Annotated in this window: 19 protein-coding genes; 14 read left to right on the forward strand and 5 right to left on the reverse strand. The window is 36.8% G+C overall.

What is annotated here, in order from left to right:
- Positions 1-32 precede the first annotated feature (32 nt).
- The 3 genes from CY0110_RS14795 to CY0110_RS14805 all read left to right on the forward strand — a co-directional run bounded on the left by CY0110_RS14795 (position 33) and on the right by CY0110_RS14805 (position 3,700).
- Positions 33-1,115, forward strand: coding sequence for an ABC transporter substrate-binding protein (locus CY0110_RS14795; protein ID WP_008276276.1), 1,083 nt, complete (start codon positions 33-35; stop codon positions 1,113-1,115).
- 2 nt (positions 1,116-1,117) lie between these two features.
- A complete protein-coding gene (locus CY0110_RS14800; RefSeq protein WP_008276277.1) occupies positions 1,118-2,437 on the forward strand; it encodes an MFS transporter in 1,320 nt (439 codons plus the stop codon).
- Between the two features lie 63 nt (positions 2,438-2,500).
- On the forward strand, positions 2,501-3,700 hold the full coding sequence (locus tag CY0110_RS14805; protein WP_008276278.1) for an MFS transporter: 1,200 nt from the start codon (positions 2,501-2,503) through the stop codon (positions 3,698-3,700).
- A gap of 4 nt (positions 3,701-3,704) precedes the next feature.
- On the opposite strand, the gene CY0110_RS14810 is transcribed toward CY0110_RS14805, so the two are convergent.
- Positions 3,705-4,730 carry a sucrase ferredoxin gene (locus CY0110_RS14810; protein ID WP_008276279.1) on the reverse strand — a complete coding sequence of 342 codons (1,026 nt, stop codon included), beginning with the start codon at positions 4,728-4,730 and terminating at the stop codon, positions 3,705-3,707.
- 438 nt (positions 4,731-5,168) lie between these two features.
- Between CY0110_RS14810 and CY0110_RS14815 the strand changes: the two genes are divergently transcribed.
- Genes CY0110_RS14815 through CY0110_RS14835 form a run of 5 tightly spaced genes read left to right on the forward strand, consistent with a single transcriptional unit; the run spans position 5,169 to position 10,718 of the window.
- Positions 5,169-6,689 carry an energy transducer TonB gene (locus CY0110_RS14815; protein WP_008276280.1) on the forward strand — a complete coding sequence of 507 codons (1,521 nt, stop codon included), beginning with the start codon at positions 5,169-5,171 and terminating at the stop codon, positions 6,687-6,689.
- 55 nt (positions 6,690-6,744) lie between these two features.
- Entirely contained in the window at positions 6,745-7,806 is a 1,062-nt protein-coding gene (locus CY0110_RS14820; protein WP_008276281.1) for an MORN repeat-containing protein, read from the forward strand.
- Between the two features lie 24 nt (positions 7,807-7,830).
- On the forward strand, positions 7,831-8,841 hold the full coding sequence (locus tag CY0110_RS14825) for a FecCD family ABC transporter permease (RefSeq protein ID WP_008276282.1): 1,011 nt from the start codon (positions 7,831-7,833) through the stop codon (positions 8,839-8,841).
- A gap of 7 nt (positions 8,842-8,848) precedes the next feature.
- Positions 8,849-9,886 carry a FecCD family ABC transporter permease gene (locus tag CY0110_RS14830; protein ID WP_008276283.1) on the forward strand — a complete coding sequence of 346 codons (1,038 nt, stop codon included), beginning with the start codon at positions 8,849-8,851 and terminating at the stop codon, positions 9,884-9,886.
- Between the two features lie 25 nt (positions 9,887-9,911).
- Complete coding sequence (locus CY0110_RS14835) at positions 9,912-10,718, forward strand: ABC transporter ATP-binding protein (protein ID WP_008276284.1); 807 nt, start codon at positions 9,912-9,914, stop codon at positions 10,716-10,718.
- 254 nt (positions 10,719-10,972) lie between these two features.
- Here the strand turns inward: CY0110_RS14835 and CY0110_RS14840 are convergent, their stop codons facing one another.
- Together CY0110_RS14840 and CY0110_RS14845 are read right to left on the reverse strand one after the other, a co-directional pair.
- Entirely contained in the window at positions 10,973-12,160 is a 1,188-nt protein-coding gene (locus CY0110_RS14840; protein WP_008276286.1) for a lipase family protein, read from the reverse strand.
- 92 nt (positions 12,161-12,252) lie between these two features.
- A complete protein-coding gene (locus CY0110_RS14845) occupies positions 12,253-13,644 on the reverse strand; it encodes a TldD/PmbA family protein (protein ID WP_008276287.1) in 1,392 nt (463 codons plus the stop codon).
- 49 nt (positions 13,645-13,693) lie between these two features.
- Here CY0110_RS14845 and CY0110_RS14850 point away from each other — a divergent pair, with 49 nt between their 5' ends.
- Positions 13,694-13,948 carry a type II toxin-antitoxin system HicA family toxin gene (locus CY0110_RS14850; protein ID WP_008276288.1) on the forward strand — a complete coding sequence of 85 codons (255 nt, stop codon included), beginning with the start codon at positions 13,694-13,696 and terminating at the stop codon, positions 13,946-13,948.
- The gene (locus tag CY0110_RS14855) at positions 13,945-14,280 is read left to right on the forward strand and encodes a type II toxin-antitoxin system HicB family antitoxin (RefSeq protein WP_008276289.1); all 336 of its coding nucleotides are present in this window, start codon (positions 13,945-13,947) and stop codon (positions 14,278-14,280) included. The genes CY0110_RS14850 and CY0110_RS14855 overlap by 4 nt, the downstream gene beginning before the upstream one ends.
- A 2-nt stretch (positions 14,281-14,282) precedes the next feature.
- Here the strand turns inward: CY0110_RS14855 and CY0110_RS14860 are convergent, their stop codons facing one another.
- Complete coding sequence (locus tag CY0110_RS14860) at positions 14,283-14,510, reverse strand: UPF0175 family protein (protein WP_008276290.1); 228 nt, start codon at positions 14,508-14,510, stop codon at positions 14,283-14,285.
- A gap of 44 nt (positions 14,511-14,554) precedes the next feature.
- On the opposite strand from CY0110_RS14860, the gene CY0110_RS14865 reads away from it, so the two are divergent.
- From CY0110_RS14865 to serS, 4 genes are all read left to right on the forward strand, one after another.
- The gene (locus tag CY0110_RS14865; protein ID WP_008276291.1) at positions 14,555-15,079 is read left to right on the forward strand and encodes a Uma2 family endonuclease; all 525 of its coding nucleotides are present in this window, start codon (positions 14,555-14,557) and stop codon (positions 15,077-15,079) included.
- A 67-nt stretch (positions 15,080-15,146) separates the two neighbouring features.
- The gene (locus tag CY0110_RS14870; RefSeq protein ID WP_008276292.1) at positions 15,147-15,437 is read left to right on the forward strand and encodes a hypothetical protein; all 291 of its coding nucleotides are present in this window, start codon (positions 15,147-15,149) and stop codon (positions 15,435-15,437) included.
- Between the two features lie 3 nt (positions 15,438-15,440).
- Complete coding sequence (locus CY0110_RS14875; RefSeq protein WP_008276293.1) at positions 15,441-15,860, forward strand: PIN domain-containing protein; 420 nt, start codon at positions 15,441-15,443, stop codon at positions 15,858-15,860.
- Between the two features lie 157 nt (positions 15,861-16,017).
- Positions 16,018-17,301, forward strand: coding sequence for a serine--tRNA ligase (gene serS / locus CY0110_RS14880; RefSeq protein ID WP_008276294.1), 1,284 nt, complete (start codon positions 16,018-16,020; stop codon positions 17,299-17,301).
- Positions 17,302-17,487: 186 nt separating this feature from the next.
- On the opposite strand, the gene CY0110_RS14885 is transcribed toward serS, so the two are convergent.
- Entirely contained in the window at positions 17,488-18,318 is an 831-nt protein-coding gene (locus tag CY0110_RS14885) for a hypothetical protein (RefSeq protein ID WP_008276295.1), read from the reverse strand.
- Positions 18,319-18,344 lie beyond the last annotated feature (26 nt).

An 18,344-nucleotide genomic window follows, 5' to 3' on the forward strand; every position in this document is an offset into this window, starting at 1 on the left:
CTACTTGTTTTCTTATTTTACTTAAATAGCTTATGTTAACCATTTCTAGAATCATCAAATTAATCTTTTTGAATCTTATTACCTCCTTAGTAATTATTGCTTGTAGTTCCTCGGATACAACGGTTCAACAAACCCCTAATACCAATCAATCAAATAACGATTGTCGAACCATTGAACACGCTTTAGATACCACAAAAATTTGTGGCCAACCAGAGAAAATAGTTGTTCTAAGTCCCCATCATCTTGACTTACTTTTATCCTTGGGTTATCAACCGACTGCTTATGGTTTTTCCTACGCCATGCCGGGGACTCCTCAACCAGAAAATAAATTTGATAACCCGTCTCAACAAATTCCCTATTTAGGGGAACAAGTGACCACACAACCGATTAACTTAGGGTTAGGAAGTGAACCCTCTTTAGAAAAATTGGCCGCCTTGAAACCCGATGTAATTTTTGGAGAAATTAGAAATAAAGGCAGTTACGATCTCCTCAAACAAATCGCCCCTACTTTTATTTGGGATGTTCGTACTATGGGGGGACAATGGCAAGAAACCATTAAAGATATGGCCAAAATTTTAGGAGAAGAAGAAAAGGCCGAACAGGCGATCGCTACTCATCAAAAAGCCATTGATAACGCCCGAAAAGATTTAGCTTCAGTAGTAGAAAAACACCCTAACTTATTACTTTTGGGCATGAGTAATTTACAAAACCAAGTGGCTGTTATTCAACCGAATACTTATCTAGGAGAAGTGATACAAGGGGTTGGTTTTGAGATGGTTTCTTTACCCTCTGTCGAGGGTAAAGGACCGAGTGTTCCTATTTCTATTGAGGCATTACCCCAATTAAATGAAGCGGATATTATTATCGTTTTGGGTTACAGTGCAGACATAGAAGAAACCCTCGAAACTTCATCAGAAAAGTCGCTTAATTCTTTTGTTCAAATCAGTCAATCAAAACCCGCTCAACAAGCTTGGCAAAGTAACAAAATTGCTAACTCTCTTAAAGCCAGTCAAAATGACAGAGTTTATTTTACAACCTATTATCTTTGGAATGGGCTAAATGGCCCGAATGGGACTCAATTAATTCTAGAACAACTGCGAGACTTTTTACTCTAATTATGGTCACTTTTTTTATTATTTGGTTGGGTCAACTAGCTTCTTTAATTGGCTCAGAAATGACCAATTTTGCTGTTACCATTTGGGCTTGGGAAACCACAGAACAAGCAACCCCTTTATCCTTACTTCTTTTCTTCTCTCAAACCCCTAAAATTGTGGCTGCTTTATTTGCTGGTGTCATTGTTGATCGCTTTAATCGCAAACAATTATTAATCATTGGTGATGGCGTAGCAGGACTATCTACTATCATTATTTTATTACTTTTTCTGACTAATAATTTACAAATTTGGCATCTTTACTTAACTGGCGCAATTAATGGATTATTTAGCCAAATTCAAACCCTAGCTTTTCTCCCATTAATCTCTTTAATGGTTCCTAAAAAACACTATACAAGGGCGAGTGTTATGAATGGGGTACAGCAAGGAATTGCCTATACAGTTGCTCCCATATCAGCCGGATTTCTCTATGCTTATATTGGATTTTCAGGGGTTCTTACTGCTGATTTAATTACGTTTATTATTGCCATTGGAACAATTATTTACGTTACGATTCCTCAAAGTTATACTTCTGAAAATAAAACTCAAAAAATTCCTAGCTGGGAAGCTTTTTCTAAAGAGCTAATGTTTGGTTTTAATTATTTAAGTCAACGACCTAGTTTAGTTGCTTTACTTTGTATTTTTTTGATTCATATTTTTATTTTAAACACCAATACATCTATCTTAGCTCCGATGGTTTTAGCAAGGAGTGGAACACAAGAAGAAATCTTAGGAACGGTTATGATGACTTTTGGTATTGGTAATATGTTGAGTGCTGTTTTTATGACCATTTGGGGAAGCACAAAAAACCGTGTTAATAACCTATTATTAGGTCGAGGGTTACAATTAGGTAGTTTAATGATGTTAGGATTATTTCTTTATCCCATTGTTTGGATAATTTTTGCTTTTAGTGGTGGATTTTTTGCTCTTTTTCCAGGTAGTTTTTATCAAAGCATTTGGTTATCTAAAGTAGAAGCTTCTGTGCAAGGAAAAGTGTTTGCAACTCGCTCTTTAATTAGTCAAATTGTGTTAACGTTGGCTTTAATAATCGGTGGGCCAATGGCGGATTATATTTTTGAACCTGCTATGGAAAAAGGAACGGTTTTTGCTAACCTACTAGGGGGTCTTTTTGGTACGGGAAATGGTGCAGGGATGGCTTTACAATGCGCTTTATTATCAGCGATTGGAGTGTTACTTTGTTTACTCGGTTATCGTCTTCCTCTTCTACAAAACTTAGAGGAAAATTTGCCTGATTGTGATTATAATTCCTTGAAAAAACGACCGTAGAAGCTTAATATTCTTAAGCCCCTACATCATTAAGAATTTCTAAAAATATCCTAAATTTTTGTTATGTCTTCTCATAAACCTTCAATTGAATCAAAGAAGCGACTCAAAAATATTCATAGAAATGTCTGGATTTTGGGCTTAGTTAGTCTATTTACAGATTTTGGAACCAAAGCCATTCAATCGGTTTTACCTTTGTTTTTAGTGTCTGTTTTAGGGGCTAATTTAAGTGTAATTGGACTGATTGAAGGAATCGCTGAGTCCACTGCCTCGATTTTTAAACTGTTTTCAGGAGCATTAAGTGATTATTGGGGACGACGCAAAGAACTAGCAATCTTTGGATACGGACTCTCAGCAGCCATTATTCCTTTATTTGCCCTAGCTAATAGTCCATTTTGGGTATTAGTGGCGCGATTTGGCGATCGCCTGGGGAAAGGGATTCGGGTAGCTCCCCGTAACGCTTTAGTTGCAGATGTGACCCCAACAGAGCAACGGGGGACAGCTTACGGGTTACGCCAAACCCTCGATACCATTGGTGCATTTTCTGGTCCGTTGGCAGTCACTCTCATCCTCTTAATCTCTGGGCAAAATTTTCGTCTGGTGTTTTGGGTTGCTCTTGTGTCAGGAATTATATCTGTGTGTTTACTGGTTAAAGGGATTCAAGAAACCCCTTCCTCTGAGAAAACGCAAAGCAAGCTGATACAATGGAACACTTTTCGACAATTAGGGCGCAATTATTGGGTCTTAGTTTTGGCGGCTACATTATTTAATGTAGGTAATTTTAGCGATGCCTTTTTATTGTTGAAAGCGCAAGCAATAGGCATTGCTGATACTTGGATTCCTTTATCAATGATTGTAATGAATTTCTCTTATATGTTAAGTGCCTATCCTTTGGGCTTATTATCAGATCGTATAGGTCGCAAGCAACTTCTAGTCGTAGCATTTTGGTTATTTTCTTTCGTTTCTTTGGGTTTTGCTTGGGTGGAACAACCTCAACAAATCTGGTTACTGTTCGCTTTATATGGCGTTTATTTAGGCATGAGTCAAGGAATTTTGTTGGCTTTGGTGGCAGATATTACTCCTCCAGGGTTACGGGGGACAGGATTTGGTGTTATTAATTTAGTTATCGGTATCGTCTTGTTGCCTAGCAATTTATTGGCAGGATTTTTGTGGCAAACGGCTAATTCTCAAACTCCTTTTTTATTAGGAAGTTTGTTAGCGATCTCAGCTAGTTTTATATTACTATTAGGAATCCGTCATCGATAAAAAATTATCCTACTGTTTCAACAATCTCGTCCCATTTAGAGACGTGATACTGTTTAGTTAAAATAGGTTCTTTACCTGAACTTGTAACCGTTTCTACTTCTCCAGAAACCTCTACCTTTGCATGATAAATATATTTAACTTTATTGTCTGGTCGAATCGCTTCTAAAGAAAGTTCAATCCATTCAATATCGTCTAAGTTATCTTGAGGATATTGTTTTAAAATTTGTTCAGATTTTTTGTAATCTAGCCACGGCCAACTCCATTTCATCCATAGTTCTCGTTCAACTATTTGACCATATTGACTTAATCCTGTCCACCCTCGATAAAAAGGACGAAGTTCTTCTATATTTCCTCTTCTATAAATCAAATTATCTAGAATCTCTGCTTCTAAATGTCCCCAGACTTGACCAATAGGAAAGTCAATTAAAGTAGGGGCAAATCGATGACCTCCAAAATGAGAACAACGCCAGACACGCAGGTTATCATTGTTTATTGTATATTGTTTTTTGATGCGATCGTAAATAGGAAAACCAAAACGAGAACAAGCTAAATCAACGTTTCCGTGAGTACAAACTAATATATCTCGAATATGATTAGTTGACTGTTTATAAGCATCAAATTGAGTTAAGTTATTTGAGTCTATTAATAAGGCTGTTATTAAAGAAACAATCTGTTGTTGAGGTAATAAAAACTCCTGTTTTTCGTAAGCAGAAAATGATATTTTATGATGGATTGTATTACGAGGAATTTGATAATATAAGACACGAGTCTTATTATTAACAGAGTAGTGGGTATCAGGAGCAATTAATAGAGATTGTATATTAATTCTTTGTTCTTGTTTACATTGTTGAATTAAAGGAAAAATTTTTTCTATCAATGGATTACTCATTAAATCTTCTATAATCCAAGGTTGTGGCCATTCAATTATTAACCATCTGTGACAATATTTTGCTGTTCCGATGGGGTCTTCTCCATTACTTTTAGAAACAACAGAACACAATTGACAATCCACTAAATCTTTAACATTCATAGTAATATTTACCTAAAATACAGACACACAAATGGCACGAAAACGCAAATTGAGAAATACTATTAATATACTATTTATTCTTAAAGAACCCCTTTTGGATAAGTCTTATCAATAAAAATATTTTTATTGATTATCTTTCTAATTAGATTTTTATCGGTTTGGTGAGTCATGATCGGTAAATGAGTATGAGGACAAACCCCTATTGCTATCCTATACTTAGTTTTAAGGAGCGATCGCTTTTTACTGACTAGCATTAGCTTGTAGTTAATTAAGAAATATTCTTAATAACTCTTGCAAAAAGCATATATTTATATTACATTAAACTAAATTTTACTGCATATAGTTATCATTAATCGGTAAAGCTTATCTCCTGCTTATTGCGTGGGTTCTGCGATGCCATTGGGATAAGAGATGTATAAGTAAGCATATTTTGCGGCCATGACTCTGACTAACCTTTGTAACGAACAACGTCATCAAGAAAAACAAACTCTCAGAAAGCTGATTCTCTATGGACTTGGAGGCTCTGTTATTTTACACGTCGGTATCATTGTCAGTCTAAGCTTACTGCCAAAACCGGAGACAGTGACAGCAGAACCCATTGAATTGATTTTTGTTGAAGAACCAGAACCCGAAAAAATTGAACCCGAACCCGAACCAGAAATAGAAACAAAATTAACCCCTGACTCCTTACCAGAACTCGAACAAGCTCAAGAAACGCAACAATCTGCCCCAAGTTCTCAAGCTTCCTCTAGTGCCTCAAGCCAACCTCAACCTCCTGCACCCATACAGCCAGAAGTGGCTCAGATGACCCCACCACCGCCTTCACCGAGTGTCATCCCTCCTGAGCCGGTATCGGAACCAGAACCGAAACCCCAACCAGAACCTACGGTTTCGGAACCCATTGCTAATCTACCTCCAACCCCTGTCCCTGAACCTCTGCAAGAAGAAACACAGCCCGAACAAGAAACTCCCTCACCCACAGAAACAGTGACAGAACCCAACATCAGCCGTTCTGTCCCTGAGCGTCCTACAGCTACCTCTAACCCCTTAACCAGTGAAACCACCAGCGACTTGGGAAACCGCATGAGGGGAAACCCATCCTCTACTAATTCGTCGCCCGAAAGTAGCAACCCACAAGGCAATCCTGGCAACCCTGGCGGTGTTTCTCCCAATCGTTCTAAACCCTCTGGTGGGGGGAGTTCTACCCAAGCTCTCAACTCATCTGCATCCAGAGGCGTAGGACAACTCAGAGAAGGGTTACAAGGTGGCAGTGGTAATACACCTGGTCAAGGAAGTAGTACAGGCAATAACCCTGGCAACCCTGGCAGTGGCGCGGTGGCCGCTAATCGAGGAGTTCCCTCGAAACCGGCACAAAGTCTCCCTGGTGAGAGTACCTCCGGAGCCGGTTGTACCCCCCCTGGAGAGCCTGATTTTCCCTCATCTTTAGCCAACCAAGGCATTGAAGCAAGACCAGTGGTAGAAGTTGTTACCAACAGTAATGGCAGTGTGACAAGTGCCAATATCAAGTCATCTAGTGGTTATCCGGCTTTGGACAAAATCGCCATTGATACCGCCAGGAATATTCGTTGTCCGTCTGGTAATAGACGACGGTTACAGTTAGCCATTACTTTTGCTCAAGAAGGCAGTAGCTTTGAGGAAGAAGCAAGACGCAGACAAGAAGAAATCGAGCGTCAGCGAGCCGAAAGAGAGCGTCAAGCTGAAATGGAAGCTCAACGGCAACGGGAAGAAGAAGAAGCCAAGCGTCAAGCTGAAATGGAGGCTCAACGGCAACGGGAAGAAGAAGAAGCCAAGCGTCAAGCTGAAATGGAGGCTCAACGGCAACGGGAAGCAGAAGAGGCTAAGCGTCAAGCTGAAATGGAGGCTCAACAACAAGAAGCACAAGAAGTTGCACCCGAACCTTCTTTACCTCCCTTAGAACCTCTCCCGTCATCAGAATAGCTATTGTTTTCCTGTTTCCTATTCTCTCTAAAAACATTAATTCGGAGCTTTCATCATGAATAAAATTACATTTAAACAAGTTACTTTCGCTGTTTTAATGGCTGCTATTTTTGAAATAACAGGTTATATTAATCCTTCATTAATGGCTCAAGCTGCAATGATAACTTTACCCGATGGAGGGAAGTGCGAAGGCACCATGACGGACGGAAAACTGAATGGTGAAGTGGTTTGTGATTATGCCAACGGAGATAAGTATGAAGGCAATTTTACCGATGGCAAAAAAGACGGTCAAGGAAAATATACTTTTGCTGATGGGGGAAGTTATGAAGGAGAATTTAAAGACGGCAATATTAGCGGAGAAGGGGTAAGAATTTTTGCAAATGGGGATAAATACGAAGGAGAATTTGAGCAAGGAAAACCCAATGGTCAAGGGGTTTATATTATTAGTGATGGTGGACAATATGAAGGAGAATTTGTTGATGGGAATCCCAGTGGAGAAGGAACTTTTGTTTTTGCTAATGGTAACGAATGTTCTGGAGAAGTTAGTAACGGAACTATTAATGGTCAAGGAACCTGTGAATATGAAAATGGGAACCGTTATGAAGGACAATTAAAAGAAGCTCAACCTCACGGAGAAGGTAAATATATTTTTGCTGATAGCGGTAACTATGAAGGGGAATTTCAGAATGGTCAATTTCATGGTCAAGGGGTAAGAACTTATGACAATGGTAATGTTTATAAAGGTGAATTTGTTCAGGGGAAACCTGAAGGAGAAGGAACTTATACGTTTGCTAATGGTAATACTTATGAAGGTCAATTACAAGACGGTCAATTTGATGGTCAAGGAACTTATTCTTTTGCCAATGGCAATACTTATAAAGGGGAGTTTAAACAAGGAAAGTTTAACGGCGAAGGCGTTTATTCCTTTACTAATGGCGATCGCTGTGAAGGAGAATTTCAAGCAGGTGAATTAAATGGGCAAGGAATGTGTGACTATGCCGATGGCGATAAATATAAAGGTCAATTTAAAAATGGTGAACAACATGGATCAGGGGTTTATATCTTCTCTGATGGTACACAAGTGGAAGGAAATTGGGAAAATGGACAAATGAAATAAATTATTTTTTGAGGTTATTTAATCATGAAAACCTTACAGCGATCACCTTCATTTTTATTCCCAGGTTTAATGATAGCTCTGGGGTTATTAATAATATGTTTTTTTATTAATATTGCCTTGGGAGTAGCTGATATTTCTTTGCCTCAAATTTATCAAGCAGTTTTTTCTTTTAATGGTTCAACGGAACATTTAATTATTAGAACCGTAAGAATTCCGCGATCGCTTGTTGCATTATCAGTTGGGGCTGCTTTAGCAATTTCGGGAACATTAATGCAGGGAATCACTCAAAATCCGTTAGCGTCTCCTAGTATTTTAGGGATTAATGCAGGGGCTTCTTTTTTGGTGGTTTTAGCCACATCAATAATCGGTAATAATTCGTTAAATGTCTATGCTATTTTTGCTTTTTTAGGTGCAGGAATAACTGCGACAATTGTTTATGGCATTGCTGCATTAGGAAAAGGAGGTATTACTCCCTTAAATTTAACTTTAGCAGGGGCTGCTTTAACCGCTTTTATGGGTTCTTTAACCAGTGGAATTTTAATTATTAATCAAAGTGCTTTAAGTGAAATTCGTTTTTGGTTAGCTGGTTCTGTAGGAGGGAAAAATATAGAATTATTGTCACAAATTTTTCCTTATTTGCTAATAGGATTATTACTGGCTTTTGCTTTAGGAAAACATATTACTATCCTCAGTTTCGGGGACGATATGGCTTTAGGGTTAGGTCAAGAAACAGCTTGGATAAAAGTGATGGCTGCTATCAGTATTATCTTATTAGCAGGGGGAAGTGTCGCCCTTGCTGGTCCCATTGGATTTATTGGTTTAATTATTCCTCATATTGTCCGTTTTTTGGTGGGAATTGATTACCGTTGGATACTGCCTTATAGTGCTATTTTAGGAGCTATTTTATTGTTAATTACTGATACAATTGCTCGTCTTATTTTACAACCTCAAGAAATTCCTGTTGGTTTAATTATGCCTTTGATCGGTAGTCCCTTTTTAATTTATTTAATTCGTAAAAAAGTCAAATCAGTTTAATCAAAAAATGAACACTTGGTTAACCTTTCGTTCTTCAAAAATACCTTTATCATTTCGTTTAGATAAACGAGTTCCTATTGTTTTGGGTAGTTTATTAATTATTACCTTATTTGTAATTATTATTAGTCTCTCTCAAGGTGAAACGTTCATCCATCCCATAGAAGTTAGCAAAATTATTTTAGGAATTAAAAATAATAATGTAGAAGATACTTTTATAATTAAAACATTGCGATTACCAAGAATATTAGTTGCTTGGTTGGTAGGAGTAGGTTTAGCGATCGCAGGAACAATTACCCAAGGAATTACTCGTAATCCTTTAGCTGCTCCTAGTATTATAGGAGTTAATGCAGGAGCGGTTTTTGCTGCAGTAACATTATTAATTTTTGTCCCTTCTTTTGCTATGGAAATATTACCCATTGCTGCTTTTTTGGGGGGATTAATTGTTTCCGTTCTCATCTATTTTGTTGCTTGGCAAAATGGTAGTTCTCCTGTGAGATTAATTTTAGTAGGAATTAGCTTCAATTTAATTATTACTGCTTTGATTAATCTGATGATTACCTTTGGAGAAATCAATAGTGTTTCTCAAGCCTTATTATGGTTAATAGGTAGTGTTTATGGGCGGACTTGGGAACATTTTATGATCCTATTTCCTTGGATTATTTTTAGTAGTGTATTAGCTTTTTTAATGGCTTCTGACTTAAATACTTTACAGTTAGGAGATGATGTCGCTAAAGGATTAGGAAGCACCATAGAATGGCAGCGAGGCACATTATTATTGATTTGTGTTGCTTTAGCTGGTGCTTCTGTGGCAACTGCCGGAGCAGTTGGTTTCGTAGGTTTTATGACACCCCATCTATCTCGTCGTTTAGTAGGAGTGTCTCATCAAGGGTTATTACCAACCGCAGCATTAATGGGAGGATTAATGGTAATGTTAGCAGATTTATTAGGTCGATTATTATTTGCACCCATTGAAATTCCATGTGGTGTTATTACCGCTATTATCGGCGCACCTTACTTTATTTTTTTACTCATTAGTCAGCGATAGAACTATATTTTAAAATCATTAAATTATGGATTACCCGAACTTAAATAATACCCGATTAGAAGCTCATAAAATAACGTTAGCTTATGATAATAAAAAAATCATCACTGATCTTAGTTTAGCTATTCCTTCAGAAAAAATAACTATTTTAATTGGAGCCAATGGTTGTGGAAAATCCACTCTATTGAAAGGCTTATCCAGAATACTTAAACCCGAACATGGCACTGTTTACTTAGACGGTAAAGCTATCTCTAAACTATCTAGTAAAAAAATAGCGCAAACATTAGGAATATTGCCCCAAAATCCTACCTCTCCTGAAGGCTTAACTGTTAAAGAATTAGTCGCCCAAGGACGCTATCCTTATCAAAACTGGTGGCAACAATGGTCAAAAGAAGATGAAATCTTAGTTAACCAAGCATTAATGAGTACCGATTTAATTTCATTCGCTGATCGTCCTTTAGATACCTTATCAGGGGGACAAAGGCAACGAGCTTGGATTGCCATGAGTTTAGCTCAAAATACAGATATTTTACTATTAGATGAACCGACAACTTTTTTAGATTTAGCCCATCAAATCGAAATTTTAGATTTGCTTCGCCAACTCAATAAAACTCGTCATAAAACCTTAGTTATTGTTTTACACGATCTTAATTTAGCGAGTCGTTATGCCGATTATTTAGTAGCCGTAAAACAAGGCAAAATTTATGCACAAGGAACCCCAGAAATAGTAATGAGTGAAGAAGTAATCAAAGCTGTCTTTAACTTAGAAAGTCATATTTTACCCGATCCAGTTACTCAAAAACCCATGTGTATTCCTATTAAGAAGTTAACCTAGTTAATAATACTTTCTATATTCAATTTACTAAACGAAAAAATTATGTATTTGAGGTTTTAAATCAAGCTTCTATTATTGAAAACAAATCAAGGGAATTCGTGAAAAACGGAATTAAACCGATGGATGCTTTACATTTAGCATCAGCAATTATCGCAGAAGCTGATTATTTTTGTACTGTAGAAAATAATATATCATAATCCTTTTAATTGATTTATTTTACTAATTTACCGATCTTACAAACTATATTTATTCTGTTAAGTAGTTACTTTAACAGATTGTTGAAAACAATCTTCTTGAGATAAACTTCTACATAATTCATCGGCTATTATTTTCACTTCTTTTTTAAAGTTCTCACCGTGAATCCATCCTACATATCCAGAATATATCGTCTGATGATTATTATTAAATATATAAATATGATCAACTCCAAATAAATCGGAAACAAGAGATATTTTTCCACTGAAGTCTTTAAATTCTGCTGATAATGAAATTTTGCATCCCATTGGTTTATCCAAATTATTATCATCTGTCATTCCTGGAATATCTTGTAACCGATTGATAGCTTCTTGAGTTAAAGTTTTCGGTTTATTTTTAGTGACACTATCAACAATGATTTTAGCAACTTCATTAGATTCAAGATAATAACTATGAGCCTTAACTGAATTGAGGACAACAGATGCTAATTCTACCGAAGCTAAAATATCATTATTCATTTTAATATAATGATCGTTAACAGTAATTTTTGAAGAATTACCTAATTTTTTAAACAAGGAACCAATAGGATAGGCAATAATGTCGTAAGAATTAATAATGTTATTCCAAGTAAAAGCTCTATCTTGATACTCTTCTAAAAAGTCTTGTATTTGTTTTTCGTCTACATCCAAAGTCAAATTAAGAAATGGAATAGGAGATCCCATTGTCGTTACTCCAGAAAGAGAGATTTTCCCATATTTTTTCCCAATTAAAGAACGAATTGTATGTACAGGATCAGAGGGAGGAAAGCGATCACAAAATAAAATATCCCAAAGAATTACTGATCCCAATGAATGAGCAACAATATGTAATTCTTTTTCTTCGGGATGATGGTTAACAAAATCTCTTAATTGATTAGCAATAATTTTACGAATTTTTATTCCCGTATCAAAACTCAAATAACTAAAAGTATCTCCAATAAAATAGGAAAAATATTCTTTTCTAAAATTCTGATAACGAAAAGCTTGTTCAGGATTAAACTGACTATCTTGCTGTTTTTGATTGTCTAATTCTTGATCGATATCTCGCCATAATTTATCAGTTCCTTTGAGAACATTACCCCAAAAACCTGCATAACAATGAGGGGGTTCCTGAGTTTGATATTTACATTTTTCGTTGATAAGTTTAATTAAGTTTTTAGCATAATCCGCGTCTTTTGTAGCTACCCCATGAATAAAGTAAATGAGCATGAGCAGAAAACCAATATAGAATATATTAATAATATGCCCAAAACTATTCGAGAATTTAACACATTAATTAAACTTCTGACGTCTGACTTCATTCAAGCTTCTCCCCCAATAACGACATCTTTAATTCTTAAACTCGGTCCCCCACAACCTACTGCTAAACCACTTTGCCCACCTTTACCACAACCCCCAGATTCATCCCAATAAAAATCATCTCCTATTCCTTCAATATTTGCTAAAGTTTTAAACACATTCCCCGACAAAGTAACATCTCGAACCGGTTCGCAAATCTCACCATTTCTTATCATCCATGCTTCGCCGGCACTAAAGGTAAACATCTCTCCATTGGTCATTCCCCCTAACCAATTCTTAGCATAAACCCCTTCTTTTATCCCTGAAAATAACTCTTTGACTGCTGTATTTCCCCGTTCAATCCAAGTATTTGTCATGCGAACCAAAGGAGGAAAATGGTAATTTAAACAACGGGCATTTCCTGTGGGTTTTTCCTCTAATTTTCCAGCCGTTTCACGGGAATGCAAACGCCCCACCATGACACCATCTTTGATTAATTGGGTGGTAGTTGCTGGTACACCTTCATCATCATAATAATAACTGCCTCGATGACCTTCTGGGGCTGCCCCGTCAAAAATTTGTAGGGTGTCTGGGCCAAATTTTCGCCCGAAACTCATTACCTCCAACAGATCAGGATTTTCATATAACATATCGGCTTCTGAAAGGTGGCCAAACGCCTCATGAACAAACAAACCCGTTAATATGGGGTCGATCACTACGGTATAGCGATCGCCCTTTACAGGAGGCAAAATCAGGGCATTGACGGCACGTTTGGCTGCCCCTTCTACCTGTTCCTCCAATCCCAACAAATCATCATAACCGCGCCGTGATCCAGTGGTTTCTCGTCCCGTTTGTACCATGTCTCCATTTCTGGCAGTAGCGGAAAAACGCATTTCAATATCTGCCCAAGATTGTTCGATTAATGTGCCTTCTGAGGTGGCTAAAATGATACTTTGATTGCTGTCTCCGTAGCGGACTACGGTGGTGGTAATTTGCTTGTTTAAATCCCGTAGAATGTCGTTATAGTGGTCACACAAGCCCTTTTTTTCCGCAAGAGGGACTTGTCTGGGATCACGACTGGTTAAGGGTAAATGACAACTGGTTTGGATAGGTGCAATGTCGGCTAATATAGTTTCATCATCCCCCACCAGTTTAGCTGAGGCGATCGCCTCTTCAATGCGTTGAGGTAAGGTGGATAACTGGTTAAATGTGGCAAACCCCCATCCTCCTTTGTAACACGCTCTCACTTGTCCACCAGTTGATATACCTTCGCTGAGGGTGTCCACTTTATCTCCTCGTAGCATGATACTGGTTCCTTGGGAGGTTTCGAGACGAATGGCTAAATAGTCCACGCGATCACGGTTTTTTGCGATTAAATCAGTCAAAATGTTTTTATACTCAGCAAGATTAGTCATGGTTTGGGGTTAAAATTTACTTGTGGGATGATTAAAATATTAATTAATAATGACTCGAAAAGAAAAACTTATCAAACGCCTTTGGACTCGGCCAAAAGATTTTACTTGGGAAGAGATGAGGAAGTTATTAGCTGCATTAGGTTTTGAAGAAGTCAAAACTGGGAAAACAAGTGGCTCAAGACGGCGTTTTGTTAATTCATCAGGGGTCATTATTAGCCTTCATAAACCTCATCCTCAGAATATTTTAAAGATGTATCAAATTGAGCAGTTAATTAATATTTTAAATCAGGAGGGACTGTTATGAAAAACATGATGGAATATCAAGGATATTTCGGGTCAGTTAATTATGATGATCAAGAACAAATTTTTTATGGCAAAGTAGAGTATATTCGTAGTCTCATTAGTTATGAAGGGTATGATGTAAAGTCTCTCAGAACAAGTTTTATTGAAGCAGTGGATGATTATCTTGAAATCTGTGAAAATAAAGGGATAGAACCGGAACAATCCTTTGCTGGAAACTTAACAATAAAACCGGGTTCAGAATTACATAAACGTGCTGCTATTGTTGCACAACAGCGAGGCATTGCTCTTGATAAGTTAATTCAAGAAGCACTTGAGCAATACTTAAAATCTTAGCACTAATCAGAACTTTGTAAGGTTTGTAAATCTTCTATTCCGTAGTGAATGGGAATTTTACGATCGCCTAAGATGCGTTGAAATTCCAGTTGATTCATTTCGGCAAATTGACTAGCTGCTCCTAATGTTATTTTTTCTTGTTGAAAGAGAATAATCGCAATTTCGAGTCTTAATTCTCCTTCGGAAATGTTAGCGTTTTTTAAGAATTCATTGGGAATGGTTAAACTCATGGGGTTACAATTGAGATAATAACGGGAGCTTACTGGTTATTATTATGCTTCTAACAACACAAGATTTACAAGAAATACAGTCAGCCTATCCTGATTATCGTCTAGAATTAGAGGATGGGGAAATTATTGTTATGAGTCCTTCTGGATATGCGTCTGATGAGGTAGCAACTGAGTTTGCTAGACAATTAGCTAACTGGGTTAAACCGAAAAAATTAGGCCGTGTTACTGCTTCAAGTGCCGAATTTAACTCACCTGATTCTAATACACGATCGCCCGATGTTTCTTTTGTCAAAGCAGAAAGATTGAAACAAAGTCCACGATCATTTGCTGATTTAGCTCCTGATTTAATGGTAGAAGTTAAGTCTCCTACTGATAGTTTAATCAAAACCAGAAAGAAGATTCAAAACTTTTTAAAGGTAGGAACTCAAGTTGGTATTTTAGTTAATCCTGATGAACGCATTGTTGAAGTTTATCGCAATAATTATCCTGTACAAATTCTACAAGATGGTGATAGTTTAACCCTTCCTCAATTATTGCCAGGTTGGACATTATTGGTATCAGAATTATAGCCAGTTGAGTTTGATTAGTAATACAAAATTTATCATGATTATTGTCGCAAGATAAGGAGGATTTTCTATGAATCGTACATTAAATATTTTCAATACAGTTAGATTTTTCCTATTAGTATTTCGGACGACATTTATCATTTTTTGGATTTTAGGAAAAGATAAAGATATCAAAGTTACATTTGATGACTCTCTTGAAATACGCCTTAACGAAGAAAATATAAATGATCTTAATGATTACCTGACATTAGAAACAATTCAAAATAAAAGTGAAATAACCGAAGCAACAATTAATGAACTTGCTGATGAAATTGACTCAGCAGTTTGGGAAACCTTAAAATCTAAATATATTAAGGAATAAACTGTGTCTAAGTATCAATCCATTATTATTGACAGTAATATATTTTTTTCTGCTCTTCTCAGCAAAAATAATAAATTTTCACGAATCATTGTCTTTCGAGATTATAATTTTTTTGCTAATGAACAACTGTTAGTGGAAATTTTCAAATATAAAGAAAAAATCTTGAACCGTAGTAAGCTATCAGAACATGATTTAATAAAAGCTTATGAAATATTAATCAAGAGAATTAACTTATATAAAGAAGAACTTATTTCGTCTGAAAATCGGCAAACTGCATATTGCCTTTGTAAAGATGTTGATGAAAATGATACACCTCATGTTGCTTTAACTTTAGAATTAAATGGATTATTATGGACAGGGGATAAAAAACTTAAACAGGGATTAATTCATAAGGGTTTCACTAAATTTTTCACTGTAGATTAGTTGAAGGATAATCCAATATTATTTTTTGTAAATATAAGTAAAATTTATTCTAGTTTAAATAGGATAAAATAAGAAGTTAGCCGAAAACTTCTAGATTAATGCAGACATAATCAGCTATTCTAACAAAGGGAATGTATAGAACAGGGTGATATTGTCCGTGTTAGACCTTAAACAGATACGAGAAACGCCAGACACCATACAAGCATTACTCAACCGTCGTAGTGCTTCTTCTGAATATGATCTTACTCCTATTTTAGACCGCGATCGCACCACTAGGGAATTAGAATCGGTTCGTACTGAATTACAGGCGCGGAGTAATGAAATTGGTAAGTTAATTGGACAGAAAATTAAAGGGGGAGTTGATCCCAAAGGAGAAGAAATTCAAGCTTTAAAAGAAGAAGGAAATACCGTTAAAACAAAACTCAATGAACTCGAACCCCAAGAAAAACAATTAAAAGCAGAAATTGAAGCCTTATTATTGCAATTACCTAATCTTCCTAGTGAGTCTACACCTATAGGAAAAGATGAAACAGAAAACGTAGAAATTCGGAAATGGGGAGATGAATTTTTACCCAAAATAGAAGTATTACCTCATTGGGAAATTGCAGAAAGATTAGGTATTCTTGAAGTTGAAAGAGCAGTAAAAATTGCTCAAAGTCGTTTTATTGCTTTAATCGGTGCTGGTGCAGCTTTAGAAAGAGCCTTGATTAATTTCATGTTAGATCAACAGATTGCTGCGGGATATTTAGAAGTGATGCCACCCGTATTAATTAATAGTTCAGCTTTACAAGGAACGGGACAATTACCGAAATTTGCAGAAGAAAGTTTTAAAGTTCCTGATGATGATTTATGGTTAGCACCGACTGCTGAAGTTCCTGTTACTAATCTGTACAGTGGTGAAATTTTAGAAGCAGAAACCTTACCTATTAAGCACTGTGCATTTACTCCATGTTTTCGACGAGAAGCTGGTAGTTATGGTAAGGATACAAGAGGACTAATTCGACTGCATCAATTCAATAAAGTAGAATTAGTTAAATTAGTTCATCCTGAAACGTCAGAAGTAGCACATCAACAATTAGTTAACGATGCAGAAGCTATTTTACAAGCGTTAAAATTGCCTTATCGAGTCTTAGAATTGTGTACAGGGGATTTAGGATTTGGGGCAACAAAATGTTACGATTTAGAAGTTTGGTTGCCTTCTTCTAATAGTTATCGAGAAATTTCTAGTTGTTCTAATTGTTGGGATTTCCAAGCAAGACGGGCTAATATTCGCTTTAAAGAAAAGGGACAAAAAGGCACTCAATATGTCCATACTTTGAACGGTTCCGGCTTAGCAATTGGTAGAACAATGGCTGCTATTTTAGAGAACTATCAACAAGGAGATGGAACGGTAAAAATTCCCGATGTTTTGCAACCTTATTTAAAGCGAGATATCCTGTAATATATAGGGTGGGCAATGCTCACCTTCTCGGTTATCAATGAAATTGCTGCTTAAAAGTTAGAAAAAAATAGGATAATTGTATCCCTTGAAAGTTTTTGCAACGGAACCGTCAGATAAGCGTTGAGCCAAGATATTTATTAAAACAAATTCTTGGCTCAACTTTATTAAAACAACTTGGGATATGACTTAACCGCGTCTCTTAACGAAAGAACTTACCCCAAGAGTGGCTAATAAGAATAAACCTAACTTAGAAGTTGGCTCAGGTGTACTGACAGGTGTTTCTTGCGGTGCATCAATTAATAGGGCAGAGGTTGAAGCCGTATCTTGGATGTCCACAATGCCAATACCCAAAGTGTGAACGCCAGCACTTAAAGGAGTTGACGTAAAGGTTTGGAATCCTGTTTCTCGGCTGAAAATGGTACTTGAAGAAGATAGCAAAGGTGAACTGGTATCAGCAAGGGGAGTAATGATCGTGCCATCTAGCACAATAAAAGCATAATCTCTGGGACTTCCAGGGGTAAACGGAGAATCAGAATCAGAATCATTGGTCAAAAAATTCCAACTAAAACTAATCGTCTCTCCTTCTTCGACGGTAAAGCTTTGAACAATAGCAGATCCTTCAAAGCTTTGTAAAAACGGAGACATATCTAATGCACCTGCTGATAATCCTAGTGCCGTTTCTAGGGTTGAAGGAGAACCTGTTGAAACAGCAGGATTTCCTGAAAAATTGAATGTTCCAGAAGGAGAGGGAAAATCATCTTGTTCTAAGGAAGCTGTTGTTAGCAAGGCCTGAGAATTACCAAATAAAGGCCCACTACCAAGGATTCCAGTATCTAGGCTAACATCTCCAGTGGCTGTCCAATTCCCTAAACCATTTTCAAAACCAGGATTAAGGATAGCAGCTTGAGCGGACGGAGGAGATATCATTAAACCACTCCAAGTCAGAATGGGGAGTATGCCTGCTGATACTTTCAACGCAACAGTATTGGTCAAAAATTGAAGGGTTTGATTGGTCATTACCATAATCTCCGAGAAAATAAGTT

The sequence above is a fragment of the Crocosphaera chwakensis CCY0110 genome (assembly GCF_000169335.1).
GTDB lineage: Bacteria > Cyanobacteriota > Cyanobacteriia > Cyanobacteriales > Microcystaceae > Crocosphaera > Crocosphaera chwakensis.